We start from the raw sequence: 25,944 nt of genomic DNA on the forward strand, positions 1-25,944 counted from the left end.
GTGGGAAAACTATAACAGGCCCTGGCTTTGTCGACATTTTATTGATGACATGGACATTAAATGTCGACTGTGGCAGTGTGGACAGCCCAGCCTCAACAAAGGACAGAACATGATCAGCCACATCGACCACCTGGTGCTGACGGTCAGGGACATCGAGGCCGCGGTGGCTTTCTATCGCCGCGCGCTCAAGCTGGACGACGTCACTTTCGGCAATGGCCGCCGCGCGCTGCGTTTCGGCAATCAGAAAATCAATCTGCAGACGCTGGGTCAGGAAACGCGCAACCACGCCGCCATCGGCTGCGGCGATTTATGCCTGATCACCCATTTGCCCTTGGCCGAGGTGGCGGAGCATCTGAAGCGCGAGGGCGTGGCCGTCGTCGAAGGGCCGGTGACGCGCAGCGGCGCGATGGGGCCGATCACCTCGGTGTATTTCAACGATCCCGACGGCAATCTGATCGAAGTCAGCACTTATAGTTTTTGAATAGGCATGATGACAAGCGCAAATGTGTCGATGCCGCCAGGCCGCGCAGTCCGACGGGCTGCATCAGGCCGGGCGCGGCAAGGTTTCGACGCTTGCCTGGGCAGGCTGCGAGAAAACCCGGAGCGATTCAACAGGAAGGACAGACATGGCGGAAAAAACGGTGCCGTCGGCCGAGGCGGTGGTGCGCGAATTCTGGCGTTTGATGGCCAGCAATGATTTCGAGGCGGTCAAGGCGGTGCTGGCCGATGATCTGGTGGTGGACTGGCCGCAATCTCAGGAACGCATCCGCGGCGCCGACCGCTATGCGAGGATGAACGCCGAGTATCCGGCGCATGGGCCGTGGCGTTTCCGCATCAACCGGCTGGTGGCCAGCGGCGACCAGGTGGTCACCCAGGTGAGCCTGGGCGACGGCGTGCAATCGGCCGAGCCGGTGTCGTTTTTCACCGTGGCCGGCGGCCGCATCGTGCGCTTGCTGGAATATTGGCCGCAAGCCTATCCGGCGCCGGAAAACCGCCGCCATCTGACCGAGCCGGCCTGAAGGAGACGCCATGCAGGATTTTATCGAAGTGGAAAGCCCTATTGATTTGCGCCAAACCGAAGATGCGGCGCAATGGGCGGCCGAGGCGATGATCAAGCGGCCCTGGCGCACCGAATTCTTCGACCGTTTCGCCCAGGAGCTTGCCGGCGCGCAGCGGGTGCTGGAGTTGGGTTCGGGCCCCGGCTTTCTGGCGCGGCACTTGCTGGACGCTTTGCCGCAGCTGCGTTTGGATTTGTACGATTTTTCCGAGGCGATGCATGCGCTGGCGCGCGAGAGGCTGGGCGTTCAGGAAAGCCGGGTCCGTTTTCGTCTGGGCGATTTCCGCCAGGCGGATTGGGCGGATGATCTGCCGAGTTTCGACGCGGTGATCACCAATCAGGCGGCGCATGAGGTGCGGCACAAACGCCATTTGCCGGCGCTGCATCGCCAGGCGCGTTCCTTGTTGCGGCCGGGCGCTCCCTATTTGCTGTGCGACCATTTCGCCGGAGAGGGCGGCATGGCCGACGATCAGCTGTACGCGACAGTGGAGGAACAGCGCGCCGCTTTGCGCGAAGCGGGATTTGGCGAGGCGGACTTGTTGCTGCAAAAGGGCGGACTGGCCTTGTTCCGCGCGCGTTGAGGCGCGGCGGCGTTAGCGCGCGGCCTGCGTTTTGGCAAGGTAGCCGTTCACCAGCCTGTCGTAGCTGCCATCCTGGCGCATGGCGTGCAGAGCATGGTTGAAACGGCGCAGCAGCGCCGCTTGCGGCGAGGTTTTGTTGATGGCGAGGAAAGAAGGATTGGTCACCAGCGCCTCATGGGACAGCGGCAGGTCGCGGTAAGCGTTTTCCTGAATCGCCAGCTGCAAGGCTTCGCGTATGCCCAGCACCACATCCAGCCGTCCCAGCCGCAGCTGTCTCAGATTTTGCTGGTCGCTGTCGCCGTCCAGGGCGGCGAAGCGGCCTTGCCGCCGCGCGCGGTCGAAGGCGTTGCCATAGCTCCAGCCGGCGATCACACCCACTCTTTTGCCGTCCAGATCCTCCAGCTTGCGATAACCCTTGCCCGGCGCGGCATAGGCCATCACCACGCTTTCGTAAAACAGCGGCTGGCTGAAGTCGAACAAGACTTCGCGGTTGACGGTTTTGATGATGCCGCCGGCCGCGGCGCGGCCCGCCCCGAGCTCTTGCAAAGCCTCTCGCCAGGATACCGCGCGCTGGACGGCGGCGATGCCGGCGCGATGGCAGATCGTGGAGACCAAGAGCGGATAGAGTCCCGCCACCCCTTGTTGGTCCTGATACATCAGCGGGGGATTGCTGGCGTCGAAATCGACGATCAAGCTGACAGGTTTTTCGCTGAGGGCGGATGCGCAGGCGAAGAGCAGCGACAAGGCGGCCAGCATTCGGGATAGCGCGGCGATCGGCATAGACAAGATTTCGAAATATTGAGCTGATCTTCAGAATAGCCCGATCGAGCATAAAAAAACGGAACCCGCAGGTTCCGTTTTCGCTTGTCCCCCGCAGAGGATTACGGGTAGACGATGCGCAGCAGATTGGTGGAGCCGGGGGTGCCGAAAGGCACGCCGGCGATGATCACCATGGGCTTGCCCTGCTCGGCCAGGCCCAGCTTGGTGGCGCTGAAGGTGGTCTTCACCACCATGTCTTCCAGATTTTCCGCGTCCGGACCATGCCAGGCCACCACGCCCCAGACCAGGGTGACGCGGCGCGCGGTTTCCAGCTTGGGCGAAATGCCCAGGATGGGGGTGGACGGGCGTTCGCGCGCCAGCGACAGGCAGGTGGCGCCGCTGGTGGTGAAGGCGACCGACACCGTCACCGGCAGCAAGGTGCTGACCTTGCGCACACAGGCGGCGATGGCGTCGGTGCGGTCCGGCTCGTCGGCGGCGCTGTAATCCAGCGCCATCACCTTGCGGTAGTCCGGCGCGCTTTCCACGCGGCGGATGACGCGGTCCATGATCTGCACCGCTTCCAGCGGGTATTGGCCGGCGGCGGTTTCGGCCGACAGCATCACCGCGTCGGCGCCTTCATACACGGCGGTGGCCACGTCGTTGGCTTCGGCGCGGGTCGGGGTCGGCGCGGTGATCATCGATTCCAGCATCTGGGTGGCGACGATGACCGGGCGGCCCAGATGGCGGCACTGGTGGACGATGCGGCGCTGCACCACCGGCACGTCTTCCGGCGGCAGCTCCACGCCCAGGTCGCCGCGGGCCACCATCACGCCGTCGGCCAGCGTGGCGATGGCTTCCAGATCGTCCACCGCCGACGGTTTTTCGATCTTGGCGACGATGCCGACTTGCTTGCCGACGATGTCGCGCAGCTCTTTCACGTCATTCGCGGTCTGCACGAAAGACATGGCCACCCAGTCCGCGCCTTCGCGCAGCGCGAATTGCGCGTCCAGGCGGTCTTTGTCGGTGATGGCGGACAGCGGCAGCACGGTGTGCGGCAGATTGAAGCCCTTATTGCTGGACAGATCGCCGCCGACGGTGACGCGGGTGACGATGCGGCGCGGATGCATTTCGGTCACTTCGAAGGACAGCTTGCCGTCGTTCACCAGGATGCGGTGTCCCGGCTCCAGCGCTTCGAACGCCTCCGGGTGCGGCAGCGTGGCGCGCTCGGCGTTGCCTTCCATTTCATCCAGCACGAATTCATAGCGGTCGCCGGTTTTCACGGCTGTGGGGTGCGGGAACTTGCCGATGCGCAGCTTGGGGCCTTGCAAGTCCACCAACACGCCGATGGGGCGGCCCAATGCTTGTTCGGCGGCGCGGATGGCGGCCAGGCGGGCGCGATGATCGTCGTGGCTGCCGTGGCTCATATTCAGGCGGAACACATTGACGCCGGCGCGGGCCAGATCGAGGATTTTTTCCGGAGAGCTGGACGAGGGGCCCAGCGTGGCGAGGATTTTGGTGTTGCGAAGCATGGCGGTCCTTTGCGGCCGGTTCCGGCCGGTTAGGTGAGAGCGTTGTTCATGCGGCTGCCGCGGCTTTGCTGGCCTGCGGCGTCGCCCTGGAACCCATCCGGCCTGGCATGGGCGAGACGGCGTTGCCATGCTGCGGTTGTTCCATGTCGAGATAATGCCACGGCGGCAGCCCTTGTTATTTGCGCTGGGTCCAATCCGGCTCAGGAGATGAGGCCTGCGCCTGTCTCCGTGATCCGGCTCTCCCATGCCGCCATGCTGCCACAACTGGATTGTAGCGGCGGAATTACCTTAAAACGGTCGTTTGTAGGAAAATAAGCGCCGCGCTTTGTTTTTTTCAAATATGCGCATTTGTATTTTCGATTATTTTCGTATTTTTTCTTTTTCAAAATTTCAGCGGCACGAGCTGAATAGGCTTGATTCGCAAGGAATCGCGCATCGAATGGATGTTGCGATGCGACATGCGCGCCAAAACGCGTCTTGCCGCGTCTGAGCGGCTTAATTTGTATGCAGACAAGCCGAGTTAGCAGATGTAGCGTTTGACTACATTAATCATGTTATTGTTTTTATTGAACAATTTTATTTTTAGGCGCATGGTCGAATAGTGGGAAAGTGAAAAAGCACGTTTTTTTTTCAATGGGTGATTGACATCTGTCTGTTCGGGAATAGAATTGTCCGCAAATAAAACGAACGTCATAAGCAAAAAAAGCAACATACGCGCAACGTTGACACCCCGCTGTTAACCCTGCCGATTTGCCGGCAACCAGGAGAACCTACATGACCGATCAGTACATACTGGCCTTGGACCAGGGCACCACCAGTTCCCGCGCCATCCTGTTCAACCGCGGCGGCGACATCGTGTCCCTGGCGCAAAAGGAATTCCGCCAGATCTACCCGCAGCCGGGCTGGGTCGAGCATGATCCGCAGGAAATCTGGGGCGGTCAGGTGGGCGTCGCCGCCGAAGCGGTGGCCAAGGCCGGCATCGACGGTCGCAGCATCGCCGCCATCGGCATCACCAACCAGCGCGAAACCACCATCGTCTGGGATCGCGAAACCGGCCAGCCGGTGTACAACGCCATCGTCTGGCAAGACCGCCGCACCGCCGAGTTCTGCGACGAGCTGAAAGCGCGCGGCCTGGGCGAGCTGATCCGCTCCAAGACCGGCCTCTTGGTCGACGCCTACTTCTCCGGCAGCAAGATCAAGTGGATTCTGGACAATGTGGCCGGCGCCCGCGAACGCGCCCGCGAAGGCAAGCTGGCCTTCGGCACCGTCGACAGCTGGCTGATCTGGAACTTCACCCACGGCAAGGTGCACGTCACCGACGTGTCCAATGCCTCGCGCACCATGCTGTTCAATATCCACACCCTGGAGTGGGACGCCGAGCTGCTGGACATCATGGGCATCCCGGCCAGCATGCTGCCGGAAGTGAAGAGCTCCAGCGAAGTGTACGGCCACACCCACGCCGCCCACCTGGGCACGGAGATCCCGATCGCCGGCGTGGCCGGCGACCAGCAGGCCGCGCTGTTCGGCCAGCAGTGCACCACGCCGGGCATGGTGAAGAACACCTACGGCACCGGCTGCTTCATGATGCTGAACACCGGCGACCAGCCGATCGAATCCAAGAACAATCTGCTGACCACCATCGCCTGGAAAGTGGACGGCAAGGTGCAGTACGCGCTGGAAGGCTCCATCTTCATCGGCGGCGCGGTGGTGAAATGGCTGCGCGACGGCCTGGGCATCATCCGCCATTCGGCCGACGTCGGCCCGCTGGCCCAAGAAGTGAAGAACAGCGACGGCGTCTACCTGGTGCCGGCCTTCGCCGGCCTGGGCGCGCCGCACTGGAACGCCAACGCCCGCGGCACCATCGTCGGCGCCACCTTGGGCACCAAGGCCGCCCACATCGCCCGCGCGGCGCTGGACAGCATCGCCTATCAAACCCGCGACGTGCTCAAAGCGATGGAAGCCGACGCCAAGATGAGCATCGCCGAATTGCGCGTCGACGGCGGCGCCACCGTCAATGAACTGCTGATGCAGTTCCAGTCCGACATCCTGGCCGTCGATGTGGTCCGTCCCAAGATCACCGAAACCACCGCCCTGGGCGCGGCCTACCTGGCCGGCCTGGCCGTGGGCTACTGGAAGAACGTCGACGACGTGCAGGGCCAATGGCAGCTGGACCGCCGCTTCCAGCCGGAAATGGCCGCCGCGGAAGTGGCCGGCAACGTCAAGGGTTGGCAGCGCGCGGTGAACGCCGCCAAAGCCTGGGCCGACGACCAAGCCTGATCCGCGACCGCGACTACGACCCGCCGCCGCGAGCGGCGGGCATTCCTAGATAAAGTTGGAAAGAGACAATCATGAATCCTTTGATGGGCGAATTCATCGGCACCGCCTTGCTGGTGCTGCTGGGCAACGGCGTGGTGGCCAATGTGCTGCTGAAGAATACCAAGGGCCATAACAGCGGCCTGATCGTGGTGGCCTTCGGTTGGGCGATGGCGGTGTTCGTCGGCGTGTTCAGCGTGGCGGCGATCAGCGGCGCCCACCTGAACCCGGCGGTATCGGTGGCGCTGGCCGTGGCCGGCAAGTTTCCGTGGGAAAAAGTGCCGGGCTACGTGGCCGCGCAGATGCTGGGCGGCATGGCCGGCGCCGGCCTGATGTGGGTGATCTACCGCAAGCATTACGAAACCACCGACTGCGCCGACACCAAGCTGGCCACCTTCTGCACCGGCCCGGCCATCCGCAGCCTGCCGGGCAACCTGGTGTCCGAGATCGTCGCCACCTTCGTGCTGGTGTTCGCCATCCTGTCCATGGTGGGCCCGAAAATGTCGCTGGGCGCCATCGAGGCGCTGCCTGTCGCGCTGCTGGTGCTGGGCATAGGCGTGTCGCTGGGCGGCACCACCGGTTACGCCATGAGCCCGGCGCGCGATCTGGCGCCGCGCATCATGCACGCCATCCTGCCGATTCCGGGCAAGCGCGACAGCGATTGGGGCTATGCCTGGGTGCCGGTGGTCGGTTCGCTGATCGGCGGCACGCTGGCGGCGCTGGCCTACACCTTCTGATCGGGGCTGGCTGGAATGCGATGACGGCGCGCTTGATGCGCGCCGTTTTCTTTTTTTGTTCGTTTTTCCGATACGCGCGAGCGCGGCCGGTTTCAGCATGGAAAGTCCTTCTATTCAAAGCTTTTTCATTCATTCTGGACTATGTTTCGCTCAGGCGGATAGCTGTTGAAGATGTCTTATACCGCTGATGTGTCGTAAAAACGAAAAATAACGAACTAAAAATGTTTTATTTGTGTTCCTTGTTAGCTATCTTGGATAGAATGGGAACATGGAGAAACGCAAGGATCGGGCAAAAATGGAAATCTTCGATTTGATGGTGATCGGCGGCGGCATCAACGGCGCCGGCATCGCGCGCGACGCGGCCGGGCGCGGCCTGTCGGTGGTGTTGTGCGAAAAAGACGACCTGGCTTCGCATACCTCGTCGGCCAGCACCAAGTTGATCCATGGCGGCCTGCGTTATCTCGAATATTACGAATTCGGCCTGGTGCGCAAGGCGCTGCAGGAGCGCGAAGTGCTGCTCAAAGCCGCGCCGCACATCATCTGGCCGCTGCGCTTCGTGATGCCGCACGCCCGCGATCAGCGCCCGGAGTGGATGATCCGCGCCGGCCTGTTCCTGTACGACCATCTGGCGAAGCGCGAAGTGCTGCCCGGATCGGAAACCGTCAGCTTCTCCAAACATCCTGCCGGCGCGCCGCTGAAGGACGCCTTCAAGCGCGGCTTCGTCTACTCCGACGGCTGGGTGCAGGATGCCCGCCTGGTGGTGCTCAACGCGATGGACGCGGCCGAGCACGGCGCCAAGATCCACGTCCGCACCGCCTGCGTGGCCGCCCGCCGCGACGGCGAGCACTGGGTGTCCACGCTGGAGCGCGAAGACGGCAGCCGCTTCGAGGTGCGCTCGCGCGCGCTGATCAACGCCGCCGGCCCCTGGGTGCAGAGCCTGATCGAAGACAAGCTGGCCATGCCGTCCAGCAAGTCCATCCGCCTGGTGAAGGGCAGCCACATCGTGGTGAAGAAAATCTTCGACCATTCCTTCGCCTATATCTTCCAGAACCCCGACAAGCGCATCATTTTCGCCATTCCGTATGAGAAGGACTTCACGCTGATCGGCACCACCGACGTCGAATACCACGGCGATCCGGCCCAGGTGGCGATAGACGGCGACGAGATCCGCTATCTGTGCGAGATGAGCAACCGCTATTTCCATAGCCAGATCGCGCCGGAAGACGTGCTGTCCACTTATTCCGGCGTGCGTCCGCTGCTGGACGACGCTTCCGACAACGCCTCCAGCGTCACCCGCGACTACGCCTTGGAAATGGACCTGAAGGGCGCGCCGCTGCTGTCGGTGTTCGGCGGCAAGATCACTACTTTCCGCAAGCTGGCGGAAGAGGCGGTGGACAAGATCGCCCCGCTGCTGGGCTGCGGCAAAGCCACCTGGACCGCCGACGCGCCGCTGCCGGGCGGCGACATGCCGGGCGCCGATTTTGGCCGCTTCCTGCAAGGCCTGGGCCAGCGCTACCCGTGGCTGCCGGCCGCCTTGGCCGAGCGCTGGGCCCGCGCCTACGGCACCCGCGTCGCCAAGCTGATCGGCCAGGCTGCCAGCCTTTCCGAACTGGGCGAGGAAGTATTGCCCGGCTTGTACGAGGCCGAGCTGCGCTATCTGGTGAATGCCGAATGGTCCACCCGCAGCGAGGACATCCTGTGGCGCCGCTCCAAGCTCAAGCTGCATCTGCCGGCCCACGCCGCCGAGACGGTGGACCGCTGGCTGGCCGCGCAGGCCGCCACCGGCGAACGCAAGATCGCCTGAACCGCAAACGAATCTCTACCTCATGCCCGGCCTTAGCGCCGGGTCTTTTTTTTAGCAATCTCCTGAGCAAGGCCGCGAGTTGAACGAAGATGTGCCCGCTGTGCGGACAATGTTTTAGAAGGCGGTTCCGTCCGCTGCGGGCCAGCGGCTGTGCGGCCCGCCCCCTGGCGATCCCTGGCCGCCCCTGCATCACGCGAAACCCCGATAAAAACGTCCGGCCAGGAGCCGCTTCCAGCAATCCCGCTACTGCCCCATTAGCCGAATGCGTTTCCACGCCGCCCATCGCTGGGCTTAGCATGGAGCCAACCTGGAGGATGGAAGATGAAGGTGAAGTTGGGACAGGCGGCGCTGGCGCGCTGGCCGCAGATGCAGGTGGACGGTTTGATCGTCCGCGATCTCGATATCGCCGCGCTGGCGGCGTTCACGCTGGCGTGGCCGGATGACGGTTTCGATTGGGTGCCGCTGCTGGAGCGCTGGAAGCAGTTTTACCGCGCCTGGCCGGGCGACAAGAAGGCGCGCTGTTCATTGGCGTATCTGGCCAAGGCGGCGCAGGCGGGCAAGCTGCGCAGCATCCTGCCGCTGGTGGACCTGTACAACCAGGCGTCCTTGCTGAGCCGCAGCCCCTTCGGCGGCGAAGACCTGGCCAAGCTGGGCGGGGAGTTGAGCTTGGATCTGGCGGCTGGGGATGAACCCTTTCTGCCCTTGGGCAAGGCCGATGTCGAGCATCCGCAAGCGGGCGAGGCGGTGTGGCTGTCCGGTGGCGAGGCGGTGTGCCGTTGCCTGAACTGGCTGGAATCGGACCGTTTCAAGTTGGATGAGGGCAGCCGTTCGGTGGTTTTTGTCAGCGAACAGCCGGACGGAGCCTTCCCATCCGGCGCCGCCGGCATGGACTGGCTGGCGGAGAAGCTGGCGCCGCATGCCGGGGCATGGCGGCGCTTTCGTCTGGATGCGGCCAGCCCGGCGTATCAGGATTAAAGGCGGAACTTGCCCACCATGCCCTGCATTTTTTCCGATAGGGCGCTGAGGCTGGCCACGGTGCCGCGTAGTTCGCCCGCCGCTTCGGTATTGGAAGCCACCATCTGCGCCACGGTTTCGATGCGGTGGGCGATGCTGTTGCAGGCGGATTTCTGCTCGGCGATGGCGTCGCGGATTTCGCCCACGCCTTCGCTGGCCTCGTGCACGCTGTCGTTGGCCGCTTGCAGATGCGTCATGGTGGTTTCGATGATGCCGCGGCTCTGGCGAGTGGTGGCCAGGCCGTTGTCCACCGCGCTGCCCACCGCCTGCGCGTCCTGGCTCAGCCGGTCGGTGACGTTTTTGATCTCGTTGGCCGCCTTGGCCGAGTTTTCCGCCAGCTTGCGCACCTCGTCCGCCACCACGGCGAAGCCGCGGCCCATTTCGCCGGCGCGGGCGGCCTCGATGGCGGCGTTCAGCGCCAATAGATTGGTCTGCTCGGCGATTTCCTGAATTTGCACCGTCAGCTGATTGATCGCCTGAGTGCTGTCCTTGAAGGCCTGCGAGGTGCTGTCCACCTGGTTCATCACCTTGTCTATCAGGGTGGCCTGCTGGTGCAGCTTGTCCACCTCGCCGAGGCCCGCCTTGGTCATCTGCGCGCTGGTGTTGGAGTCCTCGCTGATGGCGGCGGCCTGGTTGGCGATGGTGTCTATGCTGGTGGCGATCTGTTCCACCGAGGCGGCGTTGCTGGCGATGGCGTCGTTTTGCGTTTCCGCGCCTTGCGCCAGCTGATGGGCGGCGCGGCTGAGTTCGCGGCTGGTGTGGCCGATCTCGCCGGCGGCTTCGCTCAATTCGCGGATCAAGGCGCCCAGGCTGAGCCGCACCGCCTCGCTGCAGGCGGCGATCTGGCCGATCTCATCCAATCTGTCCTGTTGCACCGGCCGGGTGAAATTGCCTTCGCGCAATTGCGACAATTCTTCCGCCAGCCTGCGGGTGCGCAGGATCAGCGTGTGCTTGATGTAATACAAAAAGAAGCCCATGCCCAGCAGCGTGCCCAGCGTCATGGCGATGCCGGCATGCCATAACGCGAGGTTGGCCGACGCCTCGGCGTCGGCGGCGGTTTGCTGGGCGCGCTTGTCCAGCTGGGCGCTGGCCTGGGTCAGCAATTCGGTGGGCGGGCGGTCCATGCCGGCCACCTGCTTGTCGCCGGCTTTGAAGTCGAAACCGGCCTGCTTGTAAGCTTGCAGACCCTTGCGGTAGTCCTCGCCCATTTTTTGATGCGCGGCGCTGAATTGGCGCAGCAAATCCTGGGTTTGCGGATCGGACACCGAAGCCGTCAGCTTTTCGGCATCGTCATGCACCTGTTGTTCGCGCTGCTGGAAATTGCCCCAGTATTTGGCCAGTTTGGCCGGGTCCTGGCCGCGCAGCAGCGTGTCCTTCCATTCCTGCACCTGTTTTTTGAAATCCACCTGCATGGTCAGTACTTGCTGCACGCTGCGCTGGTCGGCTTCCACTTGGTCGCGGAAGGCGCGGATGCCGCCCCAAAGCTGGTAGAGGGAAAACAGGGCGGCGAGCAGCAAGATGCCGACCACGAGCGCGACGATGGCTGCCAGTTGTCCGGCGAGCGAGGATTGGCGGTTCATGGAACCTCCGTACTAAAACAATGCTTGTTCTAGTTGTAGGGCAGTTCGCGGCCGCTTACGAAGAAATGCGTAGTGATTTCATCGTCTTGTGGATATTTCTTCAAAAACGGAAAGTCTGTGGATAAAAGGCTCAGTCGCGCGGCAGCAGCGGCGGCAGGCGACGCGGCACCGGGCTGCTCTTGACGATGGAGCTGGCGGTGCTGGCCATTTCGGCCCAGCCATCCAGGATGTCGTCCAGTTCCTGGATAGTGCGCAAGGCCAGCCGGGCGATGAAGCAATCCTCTCCGGTGACTTTGTCGCACTCTATCACTTGCGGCGTGGCGATCAGCTTGGCCTCCAAGGGCTTGAGCTGGCCGGGGAAGGGCCGCAGCCGCACCAGGGCGGTCAGCGTGTAGCCCCAGGCTTCCGGCTGGATGGCCGGCGCGTAGCCGGTTATCGCGCCGCTTTCTTCCAGCCGCTTCAAGCGCTCCGATACGCTGGGCGCCGCCATTTTCAGCTGGCGCGCCAGCTCCGCCAGGCTCTGGCGGGCGTTCTGCTGCAACAGTTTGATCAGCTCCACATCTATCCAGTCGCGCATTCGAAGTCTCTCCCGGCCAATTTTTAGCTGAATCCAAGGTAACAGCGGCCTTACTGCCTTGCAATCGGCATGTAGCTTAAAACGATGTTTTTCTAGACTGTTGTCATCGCAAACAAGGGAGCGAGTGATGGAGTCGAACAAGAGCATGCGTCTGGGGCAAGGCCAGATGCTGGCGGCGATGGCGCTGTCGGGCACGCTGGGCTGGTTTGTATTGCAGTCCGGCCAGCCGGCGTTCAATGTGGTGTTTTTCCGTTGCCTGATCGGCGCGGCCTGCCTGGCTTTGTTCATCGCCTGGCGCGGGCTGTGGCGGCCCTGGCCTTTCACCAGGCGCAGCCTGTTGCTGTGCCTGGCCGGCGGTGTGGCCTTGGTGGGCAATTGGCTGTTGCTGTTCAACGCCTATCGCTACAGCTCCATCGGTTTGGCCACCGTGGTGTACCAAGCCCAGCCCTTCATTTTGTACGGCATGGCGGTGCTGTGGCTGGGCGAAGTCGCCAGCCGGCGCAAGCTGGCGGCGCTGGGCATCGCCTTCATCGGCCTGCTGCTGATCATCTGGCCGGCGCTGGGCCAGGGAACCGCGGGCGGACAGTGGTGGCTGGGCGTGAGCCTGGCTTTGGGCGCGGCTTTTTTTTACGCCTTGGCGACTTTGATCACCAAGCGGCTGCCGGCCGGCATTCCGCCGCACTTGATCGCGTGCGCGCAAACACTGACCGGCGCGCTGCTGTTGTGGCCTTTGCTGCAGCCGGCGCGCTTGGCCGAAGCGGACGCTGCCGCCTGGGGCTGCCTGGCGGTTTTGGGCATGGTGCATACCTGTGTGATGTACATCCTGATGTACTCGGCCTTCCGCCGCCTACCGACCACCATGATAGGCGCGCTGGGCTTTGTTTATCCGCTGGCGGCGGTGTGGGTGGATTATCTGGCCTACGGCCATGCGCTGCTGCCGGGGCAATGGCTGGGCATGGCGCTGATCGTGCTGGCCAATGCCTGGCTGAATGGCTGGTTGGGGGCGCGGCGCGGGAGGCTGGCGGCAAATAAGGGCCCCCTCTCCCCTAGCCCCTCTCCCGCGGGGGGAGAGGGGAACGGCCGCTGAGCAATGATCTGGCTGCGGTGCAAAGTGATGAAGGCCAGGGGCGTGTGGGATGGGGGCGAAGTATGCCGCCCTCCAATCCTCTCTCGTATGGGGGAAGGAAGCGGCCGCTGAGCAATGATCTGGCTGCGGTGCAAAGTGATGAAGGCCCGGGGCTTGTGGGATGGGGGCGTAGCATGCAGCCCTCCAATCCTCTCCCGTATGGGGGAAGGAGGCGGCCGCTGATCGAGGAAATGGCCGTCGTGAGTGGTCTTGGCGGAATGGGTTGTGGATAAAATCTGGAAATGCGGATGCTTGTGGATAAGGGCGAGGCGGCGGCCTCGCCCGTTTTGCTGCAGCGAATCAGATGCTTAGCGCCGCTTCCGCAGCGTGGACAGGGTCCAGCCGTTGCAGCGCCTGGCCTTCGGCGTCGAAAACATGGCAGTGGCGCGGGTCCAGCGCCAGGTGGCGCAGGCTGCCCAGCGCCGGCTCGGCTTCATGGCCCGGCAGTTTCAAGGAAATCGGCTCGCTGCCGCCCTCGTATTGCAGATAGACGATCTGCTGGTCGCCCAGATGCTCCACCAACTGCACCGTCACCGGCAGGCCGGATTCGGCCAGGTACAGATGTTCGGCGCGGATGCCCAGCGACAGCTCGCCGCCGGCGTCGCCGCTGAAGGGCAGCGTCAGCCGGTAATCGCCCGGCAGTTTCAACTCCAGGCCCGCGGCAGCGGCGCGCAATGCTTGCGCCGGGATGAAGTTCATCTTGGGCGAGCCGAGGAAGCCGGCGACGAAGCGGTTGGCCGGCTGGTTGTACAGCTCCAGCGGCGTGCCCACTTGTTCGATGCGGCCGGCGTTGAACACCGCGATGCGGTCGCCCAGCGTCATCGCCTCCACTTGGTCGTGGGTGACGTAAATCATGGTGCTGCCCAGCTCCTTGTGCAGCCGCGCCAGCTCGATGCGCATCTGCACCCTGAGCGCCGCGTCCAGATTGGACAGCGGCTCGTCGAACAGGAACACGCCGGGCTTGCGCACGATGGCGCGGCCTATGGCCACGCGCTGGCGCTGGCCGCCGGACAGGGCCTTGGGCTTGCGCTCCAGCAGGTGCTCGATCTGCAGCGTCAGCGCCGCGCGGTGCACGGCGGCGTCGATTTCGGCCTTGCTGTGGCCGGCCAGCTTGAGGCTGAAGGCCATATTGTCGCGCACCGTCATGTGCGGATACAGCGCGTAGCTCTGGAACACCATGGCCAGGCCGCGCTTGGATGGCTCGATATCGTTGGCGAGCTTGCCGTCGATGTGCAGCTCGCCCGAGGTGATGTCTTCCAGGCCGGCGATCATCCGCATCATCGTCGATTTGCCGCAGCCGGACGGACCGACGAAAACCATGAATTCGCCGTCGCGGATGTCCAGATCGACGCCGTGGATCACCGCGTTGCCGTCGTCGTATACCTTGCGGATGGCTGAGAGTTTGAGTCGGGACACTTCAATTCTCCTGATAGGGCGCGCCCAGATCGACCGGCAGGCGGCCTTCGGCGCGGATTTCGCCGGCGAGGCGGCGGCTGACCGCCTCCAGGGCCGCGTCGGCGAAGCCGTAGCTGATCAGCGCCGGGGCGGCGATGTCGGCCGCGGCGTAGGGGTTCCATAATGCCAGATGCAAGTCCGGCCGCCAGCTTTCCTGTTCGCGCCGGCCGTAACGCTCGCGGCTGGTGGACGCCAGCACGGTGGGTACGCCGTCATGCGGCAGCGTGTGCCAGTGCAGCGCGTCGCGGCGTTCGAAGCTGATCACTTCCAGGGCATGGCGTTGCGACAGCGCGGCGATCAGCCTGTCGGCCGACAGCCCGGCTTCGGACACGCCATCGGACGGCGCCTGGCGCTGCACCACCAGCCGCAGCCTTTGGCCGGCCGGCCAGTGCGGCGCGTCGCCGCGTTCGGTGAGGGCGCGTTGCCAGGCCTCGCTGAACAAGGCCTCGTCGTTTTCGCGCTGCGCCGCCGGGTAGGCGTAATCGCCGCGGCTGGGGTAGCGGCGGATCAGCGCGTCCACCCTGTCGCCGGCCTCGGCCAGCCGCGCCACCGGCAGCGCGCCTTCGCGCAGCGCGTTCACCAGCGCGTCGGCGCTGGCTTGCATTTCGTCGGCGAATTGCAGCACCAAGGACAGATCGGCGCCGGCCTTCAGCGCCTGCACTGTGCCGGCGGGCTGGCCCCAGCGCTCGCGGATGGCTTTCATATTCAGCGCGTCGGTGATGGCCACGCCGCGGAAGCCCAGCTCGCGCCTGAGCACGCCGGTGAGGATGGCGGGCGACAACGTGGCCGGCCATTCGTGGTCCAGCGCCGGAAAGCGGATGTGGGCGCTCATCAGCGCCGGCGTATGGGCGGCCAGCGCCTTGAACGGCGCCAACTCGTAATCGCGCAGCTCGGCCAGCGGCTTGTCCACCACCGGCAAGTCCAGGTGGGAGTCGGTATGGGTGTCGCCATGGCCGGGGAAGTGCTTGACGCAGCAGGCCACGCCTTCGGCCAAATGGCCCTCCATCCAGGCTTGGGCCAGTTGGGCGGCGCGGTCCGGGTCGGCGCCGAAGGAGCGCTCGCCTATCACCGGGTTGGCCGGATTGTTGTTCAGGTCCAGCACCGGCGCGAAGTTCCAGTTGACGCCCAGGCTCTTCAGCCCGCGCGCCACGGCGGCGCCGACGCGGCGGGCCAGCTCGGCGTCATCCACTGCCGCCAGCGCCATCGCCGCCGGCGCCTGCGGCAGGAACAAGGTGCGCATCACGCCGCCGCCTTCCTGATCCAGGCCTACCAGAATGTCCGGTCCCAGCGCGGCTTTCAGGTCGGCCACCAGGCGGCGGGTGGAGGCGGCGTCCGGCACATTGCGGCGGAAAAAACAGATGGCGCGCACCTGCATTTTTTGCAATTGCAGCGCCTCTTCGGCGCTGAGCACCGGGCCGGCGACATCCACCATCAGCGCGCGGCCGGCCAGTCTTTGCAGATTGGCTTGATCGTTCAGACTCATTTGACAGCTCCATCGAAACCGCGCAGGAAATAGCGCTGGGTGAACAGGAACACGATCAGGATGGGCAGCACGGTCAGCACCGCGCCGGCCGCCACCACCCGGGTTTTGAAAGTGAAGGCGCCGGCCAGATAGAGCACGCCGACCGACAGCGGAAACTTGTCCGGGCTGGACATCACGATGGACGGCCAGATGTACTGGTTCCACGCCGACACCGTGGTGAGTATGGTCAGCGCCGCCAGCGCCGGCCGGGTCAGCGGCAGCATGATTTTCCAGAAGATCTGCCACTCGTTGGCGCCGTCCACCCGGGCCGCGTCTATCAGGTCTTGCGGCACCGCCTCGAAAGCTTGCTTCATCAAGAAGATGCCGACTGCGCCGGCCAGCGTCGGCAACACCACGCCGCTATAGCTGTCGGTCAGGTGCAGTTTGGACACGGTGATGAAGTTGACCAGGAAGTTGACCTCGCTGGGCAAAATCATGGTGGCGAGGATGGCGCCGAACACCAGCTTGCTGCCGGGAAAACGCATCCGCGCCAGCGGGTAGGCCGCCAGCGCGCTGACCAGCAAGGTGCCGATCACGGAGAACACGGTGATGGCGATGGAGTTGCGGTAGAAGGCCAGGATGTCGATGCTGGTCAGCGCCTCGTGGAAATTGCCGAAGCCGGGCGCGGTGGGCAGCATGGCCGGCGGAAAGGTGAATACGTCGCCGTCGGTGGACAGCGCCGTCACCAGCGTCCACCAGAAGGGGTAGACGGTGATCAGGCCGATGGCGATCAGCACCAGGTAGTGCAGCGCGCGGTTGGCCAGGCGCTGCCAGCGCAGCGGCGCGGCGCGGCCGGCGTTTGGAATGGCGGTGGTAGTCATGGCGGCCTCCTCAGTTCTTGCGCGGTTGCAGGTAGCGGAAATTGAGCCAGGCGAGCAGGATGCAGAACACCGACATCACCAGGCTGGCCGCCAGCGCGCGGCCGAAATTCAGCGACTTGATGCCGAACTCGTAGGCGTAGAACAAGGCGGTATAAGTGGATTGCATCGGCCCGCCCTTGGTCATGATCTGCACTTCCTCAAAGGCTTTCACCGCCGCCAGCACCGACATGATGGAACACAGCAGAATGGTGGGAGAGAGCAGCGGCACGGTGATGCGCCAGAAGCGCTGCCAGCGGTTGGCGCCGTCCAGCTGAGCGGCCTCGTAGACATCGGCCGGCACCGCCTGCAGGCCGGCCAGGTACAGCACCATATACCAGCCTATGCCGCGCCAGACGGTGATGAACATCACCGCGAACAGTGTGATGTGGTCGTCGGTGAGCCAGCCTACCGGATCGTTGACCATGTGCAGCCAACGCAACACGGCGTTGAGCACGCCGTCTTCGGTGTACATGAAGTTCCAGATGATGCCGATCACCGATACCGAGGTGACCACCGGCAGGTAATAGGCGGCGCGGAACAGCTTGATGCCTGGCATCTCATTGTTGACCAGCACCGCCAGCAGCATGGCGAAGATCTGGATAACCGGCACCACCAACAGATACAGCGCCGAATTTTTCAGCGCGGAAATGAATAGTTCGTCGCCGAACAGATCGCGGAAATTGTCCCAGCCTACCCACTGCGGCGCGTCTATCAGGTTGTAGCGGGTAAAAGCGAGGAAGGAGCCGAAGCCGACCGGCCAGAAAGAAAACACCAGCAGCAGCAGCAGGGCCGGGGCCAGAAACAGATAGGCCTGCAGGGTGATCTTGCGGGTCTTGTTGGACATGAAGGATCTCACCGGGCAGTAGAGTGGAACAGCCCGCGGCCGTTGCCGGACGCGGGCGCGAAACAAAAAGCGCTGAAGCGGATTACAGCTTGCCGCTCCAGTACGCGGCGGCCTCATCCAGCGCGGCCTTGGCGTCCTGGCGGCCGGTCACCGCTTTTTCCACCGCGGCCGACAGCTTGGCCGACAGCACGTCGGCGTTTTTCACCGACAGGAACAGGGTGCGGGTCTTGTCCAGGTTGGCGGCGGCGATGCTGACCGCGCGCTCGGCGGCGCCGGCGTTGTCGGCCACTTTCTGGAAGTGCGGATCGGCGGCGGCCTTGCGGGCGGTCGGCAGCGTGTTGGCCAGTTTGGCGAAGGCCAGCTGGTTGTCGGCGTTGGTCAGGTAATTGCCGAACTTGCCGATTTCCGGCAGCAGCGCCTTGTCCACATTCTTGGCCACTGCGAAGTTGAACATCCAGCCGCCGGCGGCGATGCCGGTTGGGCCCAGCGGCGCGGGGGCGACTCGGGTGTTGACGTAGAGTTTGGGCGCTTCGTCGCGGACGCGGGTCAGCGTGGTCGGGGTCGATTCCAGCATCGCCAGACGGCCGCTGTTATACGCTGCCATGACCACCTGGAAATTGTCCTGGGCGAACAGATTGTCTTTCAGCAGCGCGCCGGCCTTGTAAGCCTCGGCCAGTTTCTTGACGAAGGCGACATGGGCCGGGCTGTTGAATACCGGCTTGCCGTCCTTGACCACGTCCAGGCCATTCTGGATCAGCAGCGCCTCGATCTTGGTGGGGCCCAGCGTCGGGGCGAAGCCGGCCACGCCGGTCTTGGCCTTGATGATCTTGGCGTATTGCAGTTCCTGATCGAAAGACTTGGGCGGCTTGTTCGGGTCCAAGCCGGCCTTTTTGAACAGCTCGGCGTTGTAGGCGATCACATTGGCGCCGTTGTAGTGCGGGAAGGCGTACACCTTGCCGTTGAAGGTGACGTCCTTCAGCGCGCCACTTACGTACTGGCCTTTGTCTATCACGCTGTCCAGCGGCTGGATCAGGCCTTCCTGCTGGTAGTCGTAGGCCCAGGGCACGTTCAGGTTGACCAGGGCCGGCGGCTTGCCGGCGCCGACGGCGGCGGTGAACTTGGACTGGATCACATCCCAGGGATAGTCGGTCCACTTCACTTCCACATTCGGATGCTGGGCGTTGTACTTGGAAATCAGGTCTTTGAAATAGCTGTCGAATTTGGGCGACAGGCTCATGGTCCATACTTCCAGCACCGGCTTGTCGGCGGCTTGGGCGGCCAGCGGAGCGGAAAGGCCGGCGGCGATCAGCAGCGACAGGGTCAGAGTCTTCAGTTTCATTGCGTATCCCTTTTCAACACATGTCAGGCGAAAAACCGCCGCGGCCGATTGGCCGCGACGGATGCGGGCTTAGAAGGTTTTGCTGTAGGAGGCGATGACTTTCACGTCGTTGCGGTCTTTCTTGCCGTGGAAGTCGCCGGAGCGGAACCAAGCCGGATACACGCCGATGCTGGCGCCCTTGAGGAAGCCGCTTTGCACTGTGTAGCCTGCGCTGAGGTCGATTTCGTGCGCTTTACTGTCTGCTTGTCCGCCAGGGTTCTTCATCCCGGTGGCGTAGTTGGCGCTGGCGCCGGCGGTGAAGCCGGGCAAGCCCAGCTTGCCGAAGTCGTAGTTGACGCCCAGCTTGATGACTTGCGTGCCGTCCCAAACGAAGTCGTCGTCCTGGCCCCAGGTCTGGATGAAGTTGCGGTTGTCGCTATTGCCGTACGGCGTCATGCGGAAGTTGACTTCATCGCCGTCCGGGTTGCGGCTTTTGCCCAGACCCGCCATCAGCGACAGGCCGCCGGTGGTGTAGGTCAAGCTGCCGCTGGTGTGCCAGGCGGTTTGCGACTTGGGATTGCCCAGAGCGGCCTCGTCCTTGCCTTGGAAGTAATAAGCGACGCCGGTCAGCGTGTCGCCGCCAGCCAGTTTCCAGGTATAGGAGCCGGCGATCTGCGAGGTGCGGCGGTAATTTTTGCCTTCGCCGAAACCGATGTCGACGAAAGCGTTTTCCGGCGCATAACGGAAGCCGATGCTGTTGACGTAGTCGACCTTCTTGGCCAAGGAACCGGTTTGTCGGCCTTGCTCCCAGGAGTTGGTCATATCCCGGAACTGATTGTCCCACTCATTGCGGAATTGGTCGGCCCAGCCATAGCCCAGTTCAAAATCGCCGATTTTGTATTTGCCTTCAAAACCGCGGTAAGAGTGAGATTGCAAGCCGCCCGAGGTGCCCATGGTGCCGATGCTGATCGGTGTGTAGCCGGCGCGGAAGGACAGGCCTTGGCCATCCTGGTTTTGACGGAACTTCACCGCGGCCTGGCTCAGTACGGCGTCGCTCTTGTCCTTGCCGCCGCCGCCTTCGGCCGGGTTGGTCATGTCCTTGTAGTCGTGGTACAGCACTTCCGAGAAACCGATGCCGTTTGTGAGCCGGATGGATGTATGGGCGGCGGCGTCGAAGCCCAGCACGTCCCAGGCATAGCCGGATTTAAAATTCAGGCCCAGGTTCAGAGCATTGACGCGGATATCCCCGCCATTGCTGTTATTGGGTTGTTTTTCCTGTCTATCGCGGCCGTAGTACAGGGCGCTGAAAGTGGTTTCGGATTTTTTCAGCAGGTCGTAAACATCGCTTTCCGGTATGGCCTGGGTTGTGCCTTTCAGCGCAGGGCCATCGCTTGCCGGGGGAACGGCCGGTTCCTCCGCCGCGAGAGCGGCGCCGGAACAAGCGGCCAATACTGCCAATAGAAGTACGCGTTGCTTGTGCATTTTTTATCAGCTCCAGGTCCAGTTGCGGAATCCATGCTTGGACGTCCTGAGTGGACCTTATCTGGTCTGATAGTGGTCTTCAAATGGTATTGGACATTTTTAATGAATATCATCTGTCATGGTGTGGCAATGTTGCCATGCAAGCGAATTAATTAAGAAAAATTTCAAAAAAAGCACAGTATTTATCAATAAAAGACACTTATTGATAATTAATTGCAACTAATCCATTGGTAAATTCCAATTGAATTTCGTTTTTAGCGGTATTGAAACGTAATCCACTAAAATACCAATTATAATTTTTCACAAAGGAAATTAATCATTCGAATAGGAATGCTGCAGTGCGGTATTTAAAGGCTATGTCCCAATAATGTGTTGCAAGGGACGACCCACTGCCTCCTGCAAGCAGTGGCAAGGCTGCATGGTTTGCTGATAGCGCTCCAGCATCCGTCGCCACCCCAGATAGTTTTCAAGGTATTTGGTGGCAACCCCGTGGAATCGAGCCATCCAAAGCTTCAAGCGGCTATGGTAGGCATTCACATGCTGGATATGGAACGCCCCCTCGCGTACCCGCTGTCCCGTCTTGGCATGCACGACTCGATGGGTAATGCCATGCTGCCTGGCAAAGGTCGAGTACACCGCTGCGCCGTCCGAACACAGGATGGCGTCGCTATCCACCAACGGGGCTAAAGCCGCTTCCACATGAGCGCCATTGAGCTTCTTCAACTTGAAGTCCGCTATATGTCCCTCTCGGTCCTGCACCACCATGATGGGAATCTGATCCGGCCCGGTTCCCCGTGTTTGGCTGACGCCACCCCGCTGGCGCGGCGCGCGGGGGAGGCACCGCTGCCCTTTGAATGATTCCAGAATGAAGGTTTCATCTACTTCGACGATGCCTCGGGCTTGCGCCGCCAGATGGTCTGATGCGCGATGCAAGAAGCGATGCCGCCATAGGAAAGCCGTGTTCTTGCTGATGCCGCATGCACGAGCGGCTGCTCGCACGGTCAAGCCATCCTGCAGTGCTTGGGCGTAGCTCAGCCAGCGATCGGCCTTGCGCAATTTGGCTAATGGACTGCCCGACAAGGCATTGCAGGTCCGGTGGCACTGTTTGCAGCGATAACGCCGCAGGCCTCGGCCCCAGCCCCATAACGCCAACTGGTTGGCCTCGGCCTGGCAGTGTGGGCAAGCCGTCAGGTCAGGCAAGGCGTCCTGAATGGCGTCATGGTGAGTGGGATGTTTAAGCGCAGAAGACAGCAAGCTCCTCTGTTTGAGCGTGAGCTGATCCAGTTGGGCAAGAAAACGCTGAAAACTCTGGGCATCCATGGCGCGACTCCCGGTCTGCTACTGTATTCAGCATAGCTCCCAACACGGAATTGGGACATAGCCTATTTAAACGGCAGTTTACGTGTAGCGCGGTAAAAACGTTGATTCGGGGCGGCGTTCAATGAAAAAAGGGCCAGGAGGAACCTGGCCCGAATGGCAGGGTTACGTCTTTAAGCGACAAGCGGCGCGCTGGCGGGATGCAAAGAGGGGCCGGACGATTGCGGCTGGCCGCCGCTGGGCAGGCGGAAATGGCTGATGGCGGTTTGCAACGATGCGGCCATCTGTTCCACCTGGGTGGCGGATTGCGCGGTCTGCATCGCGGCGGTGCTGGTTTCCTCAGACATCTGCGCCACCTGTTCCACATTGGCGGCGATGGCGGTGCCGGCCTGCTGCTGCTCATTGAGCGAAATGGTGATGCTGGACAGCGACTGCTTGACGCGATCGACATTGCCGCTGATGCCGGCGATGGCTTCACGGGCGCGGGTGGCCTGGGTCAAGCCGACTTCCATCTTGTCCACGGTGTTGTGGATGTTGTCCACCACGTGCTGGCTGCAATCCAGCATCTCGCGGATGCTGCTGCTGATTTCGGTGGTGGATTGCGCAGTGCGCTCCGACAGCTTGCGCACCTCGTCGGCCACCACGGCGAAGCCGCGGCCCTGCTCGCCGGCGCGGGCGGCTTCGATGGCGGCGTTGAGCGCCAGCAGATTGGTCTGCTCGGCCACATCGCGTATCACCTGGATGACATTGGCGATTTCCTGCGAGCGTTCGCCCAGTAAGTCGGCCTGCTGCTGCGAGGCGCGGGCCTGATCGGCCACATGATTGATGGTCTGCAGCGTTTCATCGATGATGGCCTGGCCCTGGCGCGCCAGATCGCCGCTGGCGACCGAGTCTTTGGCCACGTCGCCGGTATTGTCGTTGACCGAGCAGATGCTGACCGACAACTGCTCTACCGAGGCGGACATCGACGACGCAGCGCGGGTCTGCTCCTCGGCGCTGGACGCGACTTGTTCCGACGCCGCCGCCAGTTCGGTGGCGTTGTTGGTCAGTCGCAATGTCACATCCTGCAGATTGCGCACCAGCTGGATCAGCGAGCTTTGCATCAAGGCCATCGAGGCGGCGATGCTGTGCTTGTCGCCTTCCTTGACGTTCAGCTTATGGCTCAGATCGCCTTGCGCGATGCGGCCGGCCAGCGCCACCACGTCGCGCGGTTCGCCGCCCAGCTCGGCCAGCAGGCCGCGCACAATGATGTAAGCCAGCACAAAGCCGAGCGCGACGCCGGCGGCGATCAGGCCGATATTGGCCCAACGGCTGAAGGCGGCGCGCTGTTGCGATTGGGCGAACTCTTCCGCGGCGACTCTGAGCTGGAGGTCGACCAAGGCGGTAATGCGCTTGGCCACCGGGTCCATCGCCGGGTACATGTCTTTTTCCACATAGCTGTCCAGCGCGGCGGCATCGCCGCCCTGCACCACTTGCTTGAGCTTGTCGGCGCTGCGGTTGGCCACGCCCATCGCCTCCTCGGCCTGGTCGGCCAGCTGCTTTTCCTCGGGGGTCAGATAGGTGGCGCGATAGTCGTCCCATTGTTTCTTGATGTCAGACTGCGCCTGCTGCAGATTGACCAGGAATGTGGACTGCGTCTGGCTGTGATTGCGCAGCTTGTGGGCATTGTCGACGATGCCCACCGCGTAGCCGTCGCCGACGATCTTCAATTGCTTGAGGCAGACCACCCGGTCGTTATAGGTGGTGGCGAAATCGCCGAGGATGCCGTCCTGAGTATGCAGTCCAAACAGGCCGACCAGAATGGGGATGATGAGGAGAACGATAACCATGGTGGCTAGTCGCTGACCGATGGTGAAATGGCTGAACATGACGGGCTCGCAGGATAGGAGGGCGCAGCCTCCGATATTTTCGGGGTAGCAGCCGGCATAAAGCTAAGCAATCCGTATAAACCGGTTTAGGTAGTCGCACCTAGTACCAATGTACAAGCGCTATCTATAAACCCATGATTCTGCTATGATTCCGGCCCCGCTAGTCGGTGAGATTCAACCCTTTTCACAACCCGGAATTCCCATGAGCCTGTTGCCGCATCAAGTCGAACTGCTGTCGCCCGCCAAAACCGCCGAAATCGGCCGCGAAGCCATCTTGCATGGCGCGGACGCGGTGTATATCGGCGGCCCCTCGTTCGGCGCGCGCCATAATGCCTGCAACAGCGTGGAAGACATCGCCGGGTTGACTGCCTTCGCGCATCGCTACCATGCGCGCATCTTCGCCACGCTCAACACCATCCTGCACGATGCCGAGCTGGAAGGCGCGCGCAAGCTGATCTGGCAGCTGTACGACGCCGGCGTGGACGCGTTGATCATTCAGGACATGGGCATTCTGCAGATGGACCTGCCGCCTATCCAGCTGCACGCGTCCACCCAATGCGACATCCGCGACGCCGACAAGGCGCGCTTCCTGTCCGACGCCGGCTTCAGCCAAGTGGTGCTCGCCCGCGAGCTGACCATTCCGCAGATCAAGAAGATCGCCGACCGGGTGGCCGATTCCGCCGCCATCGAATACTTCATCCACGGCGCGCTGTGCGTGGCCTTCTCCGGCCAGTGCTACATCAGCCACGCCGACAACGGCCGCAGCGCCAACCGCGGCGACTGCTCGCAGGCCTGTAGGCTGCCGTACACGCTGACCGACGAAAAGGGCGGCGTGGTGGCCTTCGACAAGCACCTGCTTTCCATGAAGGACAATAACCAGAGCGCCAACTTGGAAGCGCTGCTGGACGCCGGCGTGCGGTCCTTGAAGATAGAAGGCCGCTACAAGGACGTGTCCTACGTCAAGAACATCACCGCCCACTACCGCATGCTGCTGGACGAAATCTTCGAGCGCCGACCGGAGTTGGCGCCGGCCGCCAGCGGCAGCAGCGAAATCTACTTCACGCCGGACCCGGACAAGACCTTCCACCGCGGCGCGACCGACTACTTCGCCACCGGCCGCAAGCAGGACATCGGCGCCTTCGATTCGCCCAAGTTTGTCGGCGTCGGCCTGGGCACGGTGCACAAGGTGGGCGACAACTGGCTGGAGATCGCCACCACGGAGCAGATGTCCAACGGCGATGGCATCAACTTCATGAAGAAGCGCGAAGTGGTGGGCATGCAGCTCAACACGGTCAAGCAGGTGGGCAAGGCCGAGGGCGGGCTGCTGGTCTGGCGCTGCGAACCTAACGATCCGGCGGCGCTGCAAGGGCTCAAGCCCGGCGTCGACATCAGCCGCAACCGCGACCACGCTTGGGAGCTGGCGCTGCTGAAGAAGTCGGCCGAGCGCCGCGTCGGCGTGTGGGGCGCGCTGAGCGAAACCGCCGGCGGTCTGGAGCTCAGCTATACCGACGCCGACGGCTGCAGCGCCAGCGCCTGTATCGACATGGAGCTGGAGCCGGCCAAGGACGCCGCCCGCGCCGAGCAGAGCCTGCGCGACGCCGCCGCCAAGCTGGGCAACACCATGTTCCAGGCGCACGACGTGTCGTTGAGCCTGAGCCAGCCGTGGTTCGTGCCGGCTTCGGTGATCAATGGCCTGCGCCGCGAAGCGGTGGAAAAGCTGGAAGCCGCGCGCGCCGCCGCCTGGGTCCGTCCCGAGCGCAAAGCCGCTGTCGAGCCGCCGGTCGCCTTCCCGCAAAAGGAGCTGAGCTATCTGGCCAACGTCTACAACGCGCTGGCCTGGGACTTCTACAAGCAGCACGGCGTGGAAGTGATAGAGCCGGCTTACGAGGCGCACCAGGAAGAGGGCGAGGTGAGCCTGATGATCACCAAGCATTGCCTGCGTTTCTCCTACAATTTGTGCCCCAAGCAGGCCAAGGGCGTCAAGGGCGTGATGGGCCAGGTGCGCGCCGACCCGATGATTTTGAAGTCCGGCGACGAGACCTACACGCTGAAGTTCGAGTGCCGCCCCTGCGAGATGCACGTGATGGGCAAGATGAAGAAGCACATCCTGAAATCGCCGCCGCCGACCGAAATACCGGCTTCCGCGCCTATCACCTTCTTCAAGCAACGGCCGCAATGATGGATTGGCCTCGCGGCCGGCG

General features: G+C 62.9%; 21 protein-coding genes. 9 read left to right on the forward strand and 12 right to left on the reverse strand.

Annotated elements, in window-relative coordinates:
• The first annotated feature begins 109 nt into the window (after positions 1–109).
• From NKT35_RS07385 to NKT35_RS07395, 3 genes are all read left to right on the forward strand, one after another.
• Positions 110–481 carry a VOC family protein gene (locus tag NKT35_RS07385; protein WP_254300320.1) on the forward strand — a complete coding sequence of 124 codons (372 nt, stop codon included), beginning with the start codon at positions 110–112 and terminating at the stop codon, positions 479–481.
• Between the two features lie 145 nt (positions 482–626).
• Positions 627–1,019 carry a nuclear transport factor 2 family protein gene (locus NKT35_RS07390; protein ID WP_254300322.1) on the forward strand — a complete coding sequence of 131 codons (393 nt, stop codon included), beginning with the start codon at positions 627–629 and terminating at the stop codon, positions 1,017–1,019.
• A 10-nt stretch (positions 1,020–1,029) separates the two neighbouring features.
• Positions 1,030–1,638, forward strand: coding sequence for a class I SAM-dependent methyltransferase (locus NKT35_RS07395; protein ID WP_254300324.1), 609 nt, complete (start codon positions 1,030–1,032; stop codon positions 1,636–1,638).
• 12 nt (positions 1,639–1,650) lie between these two features.
• Here the strand turns inward: NKT35_RS07395 and NKT35_RS07400 are convergent, their stop codons facing one another.
• Positions 1,651–2,418 (reverse strand): substrate-binding periplasmic protein, encoded by a 768-nt coding sequence (locus NKT35_RS07400; RefSeq protein ID WP_254300327.1) that lies wholly within the window; start codon positions 2,416–2,418, stop codon positions 1,651–1,653.
• Between the two features lie 101 nt (positions 2,419–2,519).
• Complete coding sequence (gene pyk / locus NKT35_RS07405; protein WP_254300330.1) at positions 2,520–3,926, reverse strand: pyruvate kinase; 1,407 nt, start codon at positions 3,924–3,926, stop codon at positions 2,520–2,522.
• Between the two features lie 774 nt (positions 3,927–4,700).
• On the opposite strand from pyk, the gene glpK reads away from it, so the two are divergent.
• The 4 genes from glpK (at position 4,701) to NKT35_RS07425 (ending at position 9,755) form a co-directional block, all read left to right on the forward strand.
• Positions 4,701–6,203 (forward strand): glycerol kinase GlpK, encoded by a 1,503-nt coding sequence (gene glpK / locus NKT35_RS07410; RefSeq protein ID WP_254300341.1) that lies wholly within the window; start codon positions 4,701–4,703, stop codon positions 6,201–6,203.
• A gap of 71 nt (positions 6,204–6,274) precedes the next feature.
• On the forward strand, positions 6,275–6,976 hold the full coding sequence (locus NKT35_RS07415; protein WP_254300343.1) for an MIP/aquaporin family protein: 702 nt from the start codon (positions 6,275–6,277) through the stop codon (positions 6,974–6,976).
• Positions 6,977–7,271: 295 nt separating this feature from the next.
• Positions 7,272–8,780, forward strand: coding sequence for a glycerol-3-phosphate dehydrogenase (gene glpD, locus NKT35_RS07420; protein WP_254300346.1), 1,509 nt, complete (start codon positions 7,272–7,274; stop codon positions 8,778–8,780).
• Positions 8,781–9,101: 321 nt separating this feature from the next.
• The gene (locus NKT35_RS07425) at positions 9,102–9,755 is read left to right on the forward strand and encodes a B3/B4 domain-containing protein (RefSeq protein ID WP_254300348.1); all 654 of its coding nucleotides are present in this window, start codon (positions 9,102–9,104) and stop codon (positions 9,753–9,755) included.
• On the opposite strand, the gene NKT35_RS07430 is transcribed toward NKT35_RS07425, so the two are convergent.
• Both NKT35_RS07430 and NKT35_RS07435 read right to left on the reverse strand, forming a co-directional pair.
• The gene (locus tag NKT35_RS07430) at positions 9,752–11,374 is read right to left on the reverse strand and encodes a methyl-accepting chemotaxis protein (protein WP_254300350.1); all 1,623 of its coding nucleotides are present in this window, start codon (positions 11,372–11,374) and stop codon (positions 9,752–9,754) included. The two genes, NKT35_RS07425 and NKT35_RS07430, sit on opposite strands and share 4 nt — an antisense overlap.
• A gap of 130 nt (positions 11,375–11,504) precedes the next feature.
• A complete protein-coding gene (locus tag NKT35_RS07435; RefSeq protein ID WP_254300351.1) occupies positions 11,505–11,951 on the reverse strand; it encodes an Lrp/AsnC family transcriptional regulator in 447 nt (148 codons plus the stop codon).
• A gap of 127 nt (positions 11,952–12,078) precedes the next feature.
• On the opposite strand from NKT35_RS07435, the gene NKT35_RS07440 reads away from it, so the two are divergent.
• A complete protein-coding gene (locus tag NKT35_RS07440; RefSeq protein ID WP_254300352.1) occupies positions 12,079–13,038 on the forward strand; it encodes a DMT family transporter in 960 nt (319 codons plus the stop codon).
• Between the two features lie 339 nt (positions 13,039–13,377).
• Here NKT35_RS07440 and NKT35_RS07445 read toward each other — a convergent pair whose 3' ends face one another.
• From NKT35_RS07445 to NKT35_RS07480, 8 genes are all read right to left on the reverse strand, one after another.
• On the reverse strand, positions 13,378–14,493 hold the full coding sequence (locus NKT35_RS07445; RefSeq protein WP_254300353.1) for an ABC transporter ATP-binding protein: 1,116 nt from the start codon (positions 14,491–14,493) through the stop codon (positions 13,378–13,380).
• A 1-nt stretch (position 14,494) separates the two neighbouring features.
• Positions 14,495–16,015, reverse strand: coding sequence for a beta-N-acetylhexosaminidase (gene nagZ, locus NKT35_RS07450; protein ID WP_254300354.1), 1,521 nt, complete (start codon positions 16,013–16,015; stop codon positions 14,495–14,497).
• Positions 16,012–16,875 carry a carbohydrate ABC transporter permease gene (locus NKT35_RS07455; protein WP_254300355.1) on the reverse strand — a complete coding sequence of 288 codons (864 nt, stop codon included), beginning with the start codon at positions 16,873–16,875 and terminating at the stop codon, positions 16,012–16,014. Before NKT35_RS07455 ends, nagZ begins: the two co-directional genes overlap by 4 nt.
• 10 nt (positions 16,876–16,885) lie before the next feature.
• Positions 16,886–17,758, reverse strand: coding sequence for a carbohydrate ABC transporter permease (locus NKT35_RS07460; RefSeq protein ID WP_254300356.1), 873 nt, complete (start codon positions 17,756–17,758; stop codon positions 16,886–16,888).
• 82 nt (positions 17,759–17,840) lie between these two features.
• Complete coding sequence (locus NKT35_RS07465; RefSeq protein WP_254300358.1) at positions 17,841–19,097, reverse strand: ABC transporter substrate-binding protein; 1,257 nt, start codon at positions 19,095–19,097, stop codon at positions 17,841–17,843.
• A 69-nt stretch (positions 19,098–19,166) separates the two neighbouring features.
• Positions 19,167–20,558 carry an OprD family outer membrane porin gene (locus tag NKT35_RS07470; protein ID WP_254300360.1) on the reverse strand — a complete coding sequence of 464 codons (1,392 nt, stop codon included), beginning with the start codon at positions 20,556–20,558 and terminating at the stop codon, positions 19,167–19,169.
• Positions 20,559–20,912: 354 nt separating this feature from the next.
• A complete protein-coding gene (locus NKT35_RS07475; RefSeq protein WP_254296678.1) occupies positions 20,913–21,878 on the reverse strand; it encodes an IS1595 family transposase in 966 nt (321 codons plus the stop codon).
• A gap of 170 nt (positions 21,879–22,048) precedes the next feature.
• Complete coding sequence (locus NKT35_RS07480) at positions 22,049–23,743, reverse strand: methyl-accepting chemotaxis protein (protein ID WP_371926458.1); 1,695 nt, start codon at positions 23,741–23,743, stop codon at positions 22,049–22,051.
• A 202-nt stretch (positions 23,744–23,945) separates the two neighbouring features.
• Here NKT35_RS07480 and NKT35_RS07485 point away from each other — a divergent pair, with 202 nt between their 5' ends.
• On the forward strand, positions 23,946–25,922 hold the full coding sequence (locus NKT35_RS07485; RefSeq protein WP_254300364.1) for a peptidase U32 family protein: 1,977 nt from the start codon (positions 23,946–23,948) through the stop codon (positions 25,920–25,922).
• Positions 25,923–25,944: the final 22 nt, after the last annotated feature.

This window comes from Chromobacterium sp. IIBBL 290-4, from assembly GCF_024207115.1.
Taxonomy (GTDB): Bacteria; Pseudomonadota; Gammaproteobacteria; order Burkholderiales; family Chromobacteriaceae; genus Chromobacterium.

Excerpts from the sequence above, each read along its gene's own strand:
- NKT35_RS07385 (WP_254300320.1), top strand. The coding sequence starts at position 110 with ATGATCAGCCACATCGACCACCTGGTGCTGACGGTCAGGGACATCGAG.
- NKT35_RS07390 (WP_254300322.1), top strand. The coding sequence starts at position 627 with ATGGCGGAAAAAACGGTGCCGTCGGCCGAGGCGGTGGTGCGCGAATTC.
- NKT35_RS07395 (WP_254300324.1), top strand. The coding sequence starts at position 1,030 with ATGCAGGATTTTATCGAAGTGGAAAGCCCTATTGATTTGCGCCAAACC.
- NKT35_RS07400 (WP_254300327.1), bottom strand. The coding sequence starts at position 2,418 with ATGCCGATCGCCGCGCTATCCCGAATGCTGGCCGCCTTGTCGCTGCTC.
- pyk (WP_254300330.1), bottom strand. The coding sequence starts at position 3,926 with ATGCTTCGCAACACCAAAATCCTCGCCACGCTGGGCCCCTCGTCCAGC.
- glpK (WP_254300341.1), top strand. The coding sequence starts at position 4,701 with ATGACCGATCAGTACATACTGGCCTTGGACCAGGGCACCACCAGTTCC.
- NKT35_RS07415 (WP_254300343.1), top strand. The coding sequence starts at position 6,275 with ATGAATCCTTTGATGGGCGAATTCATCGGCACCGCCTTGCTGGTGCTG.
- glpD (WP_254300346.1), top strand. The coding sequence starts at position 7,272 with ATGGAAATCTTCGATTTGATGGTGATCGGCGGCGGCATCAACGGCGCC.
- NKT35_RS07425 (WP_254300348.1), top strand. The coding sequence starts at position 9,102 with ATGAAGGTGAAGTTGGGACAGGCGGCGCTGGCGCGCTGGCCGCAGATG.
- NKT35_RS07430 (WP_254300350.1), bottom strand. The coding sequence starts at position 11,374 with ATGAACCGCCAATCCTCGCTCGCCGGACAACTGGCAGCCATCGTCGCG.
- NKT35_RS07435 (WP_254300351.1), bottom strand. The coding sequence starts at position 11,951 with ATGCGCGACTGGATAGATGTGGAGCTGATCAAACTGTTGCAGCAGAAC.
- NKT35_RS07440 (WP_254300352.1), top strand. The coding sequence starts at position 12,079 with ATGGAGTCGAACAAGAGCATGCGTCTGGGGCAAGGCCAGATGCTGGCG.
- nagZ (WP_254300354.1), bottom strand. The coding sequence starts at position 16,015 with ATGAGTCTGAACGATCAAGCCAATCTGCAAAGACTGGCCGGCCGCGCG.
- NKT35_RS07455 (WP_254300355.1), bottom strand. The coding sequence starts at position 16,875 with ATGACTACCACCGCCATTCCAAACGCCGGCCGCGCCGCGCCGCTGCGC.
- NKT35_RS07460 (WP_254300356.1), bottom strand. The coding sequence starts at position 17,758 with ATGTCCAACAAGACCCGCAAGATCACCCTGCAGGCCTATCTGTTTCTG.
- NKT35_RS07465 (WP_254300358.1), bottom strand. The coding sequence starts at position 19,097 with ATGAAACTGAAGACTCTGACCCTGTCGCTGCTGATCGCCGCCGGCCTT.
- NKT35_RS07470 (WP_254300360.1), bottom strand. The coding sequence starts at position 20,558 with ATGCACAAGCAACGCGTACTTCTATTGGCAGTATTGGCCGCTTGTTCC.
- NKT35_RS07475 (WP_254296678.1), bottom strand. The coding sequence starts at position 21,878 with ATGGATGCCCAGAGTTTTCAGCGTTTTCTTGCCCAACTGGATCAGCTC.
- NKT35_RS07480 (WP_371926458.1), bottom strand. The coding sequence starts at position 23,743 with ATGTTCAGCCATTTCACCATCGGTCAGCGACTAGCCACCATGGTTATC.
- NKT35_RS07485 (WP_254300364.1), top strand. The coding sequence starts at position 23,946 with ATGAGCCTGTTGCCGCATCAAGTCGAACTGCTGTCGCCCGCCAAAACC.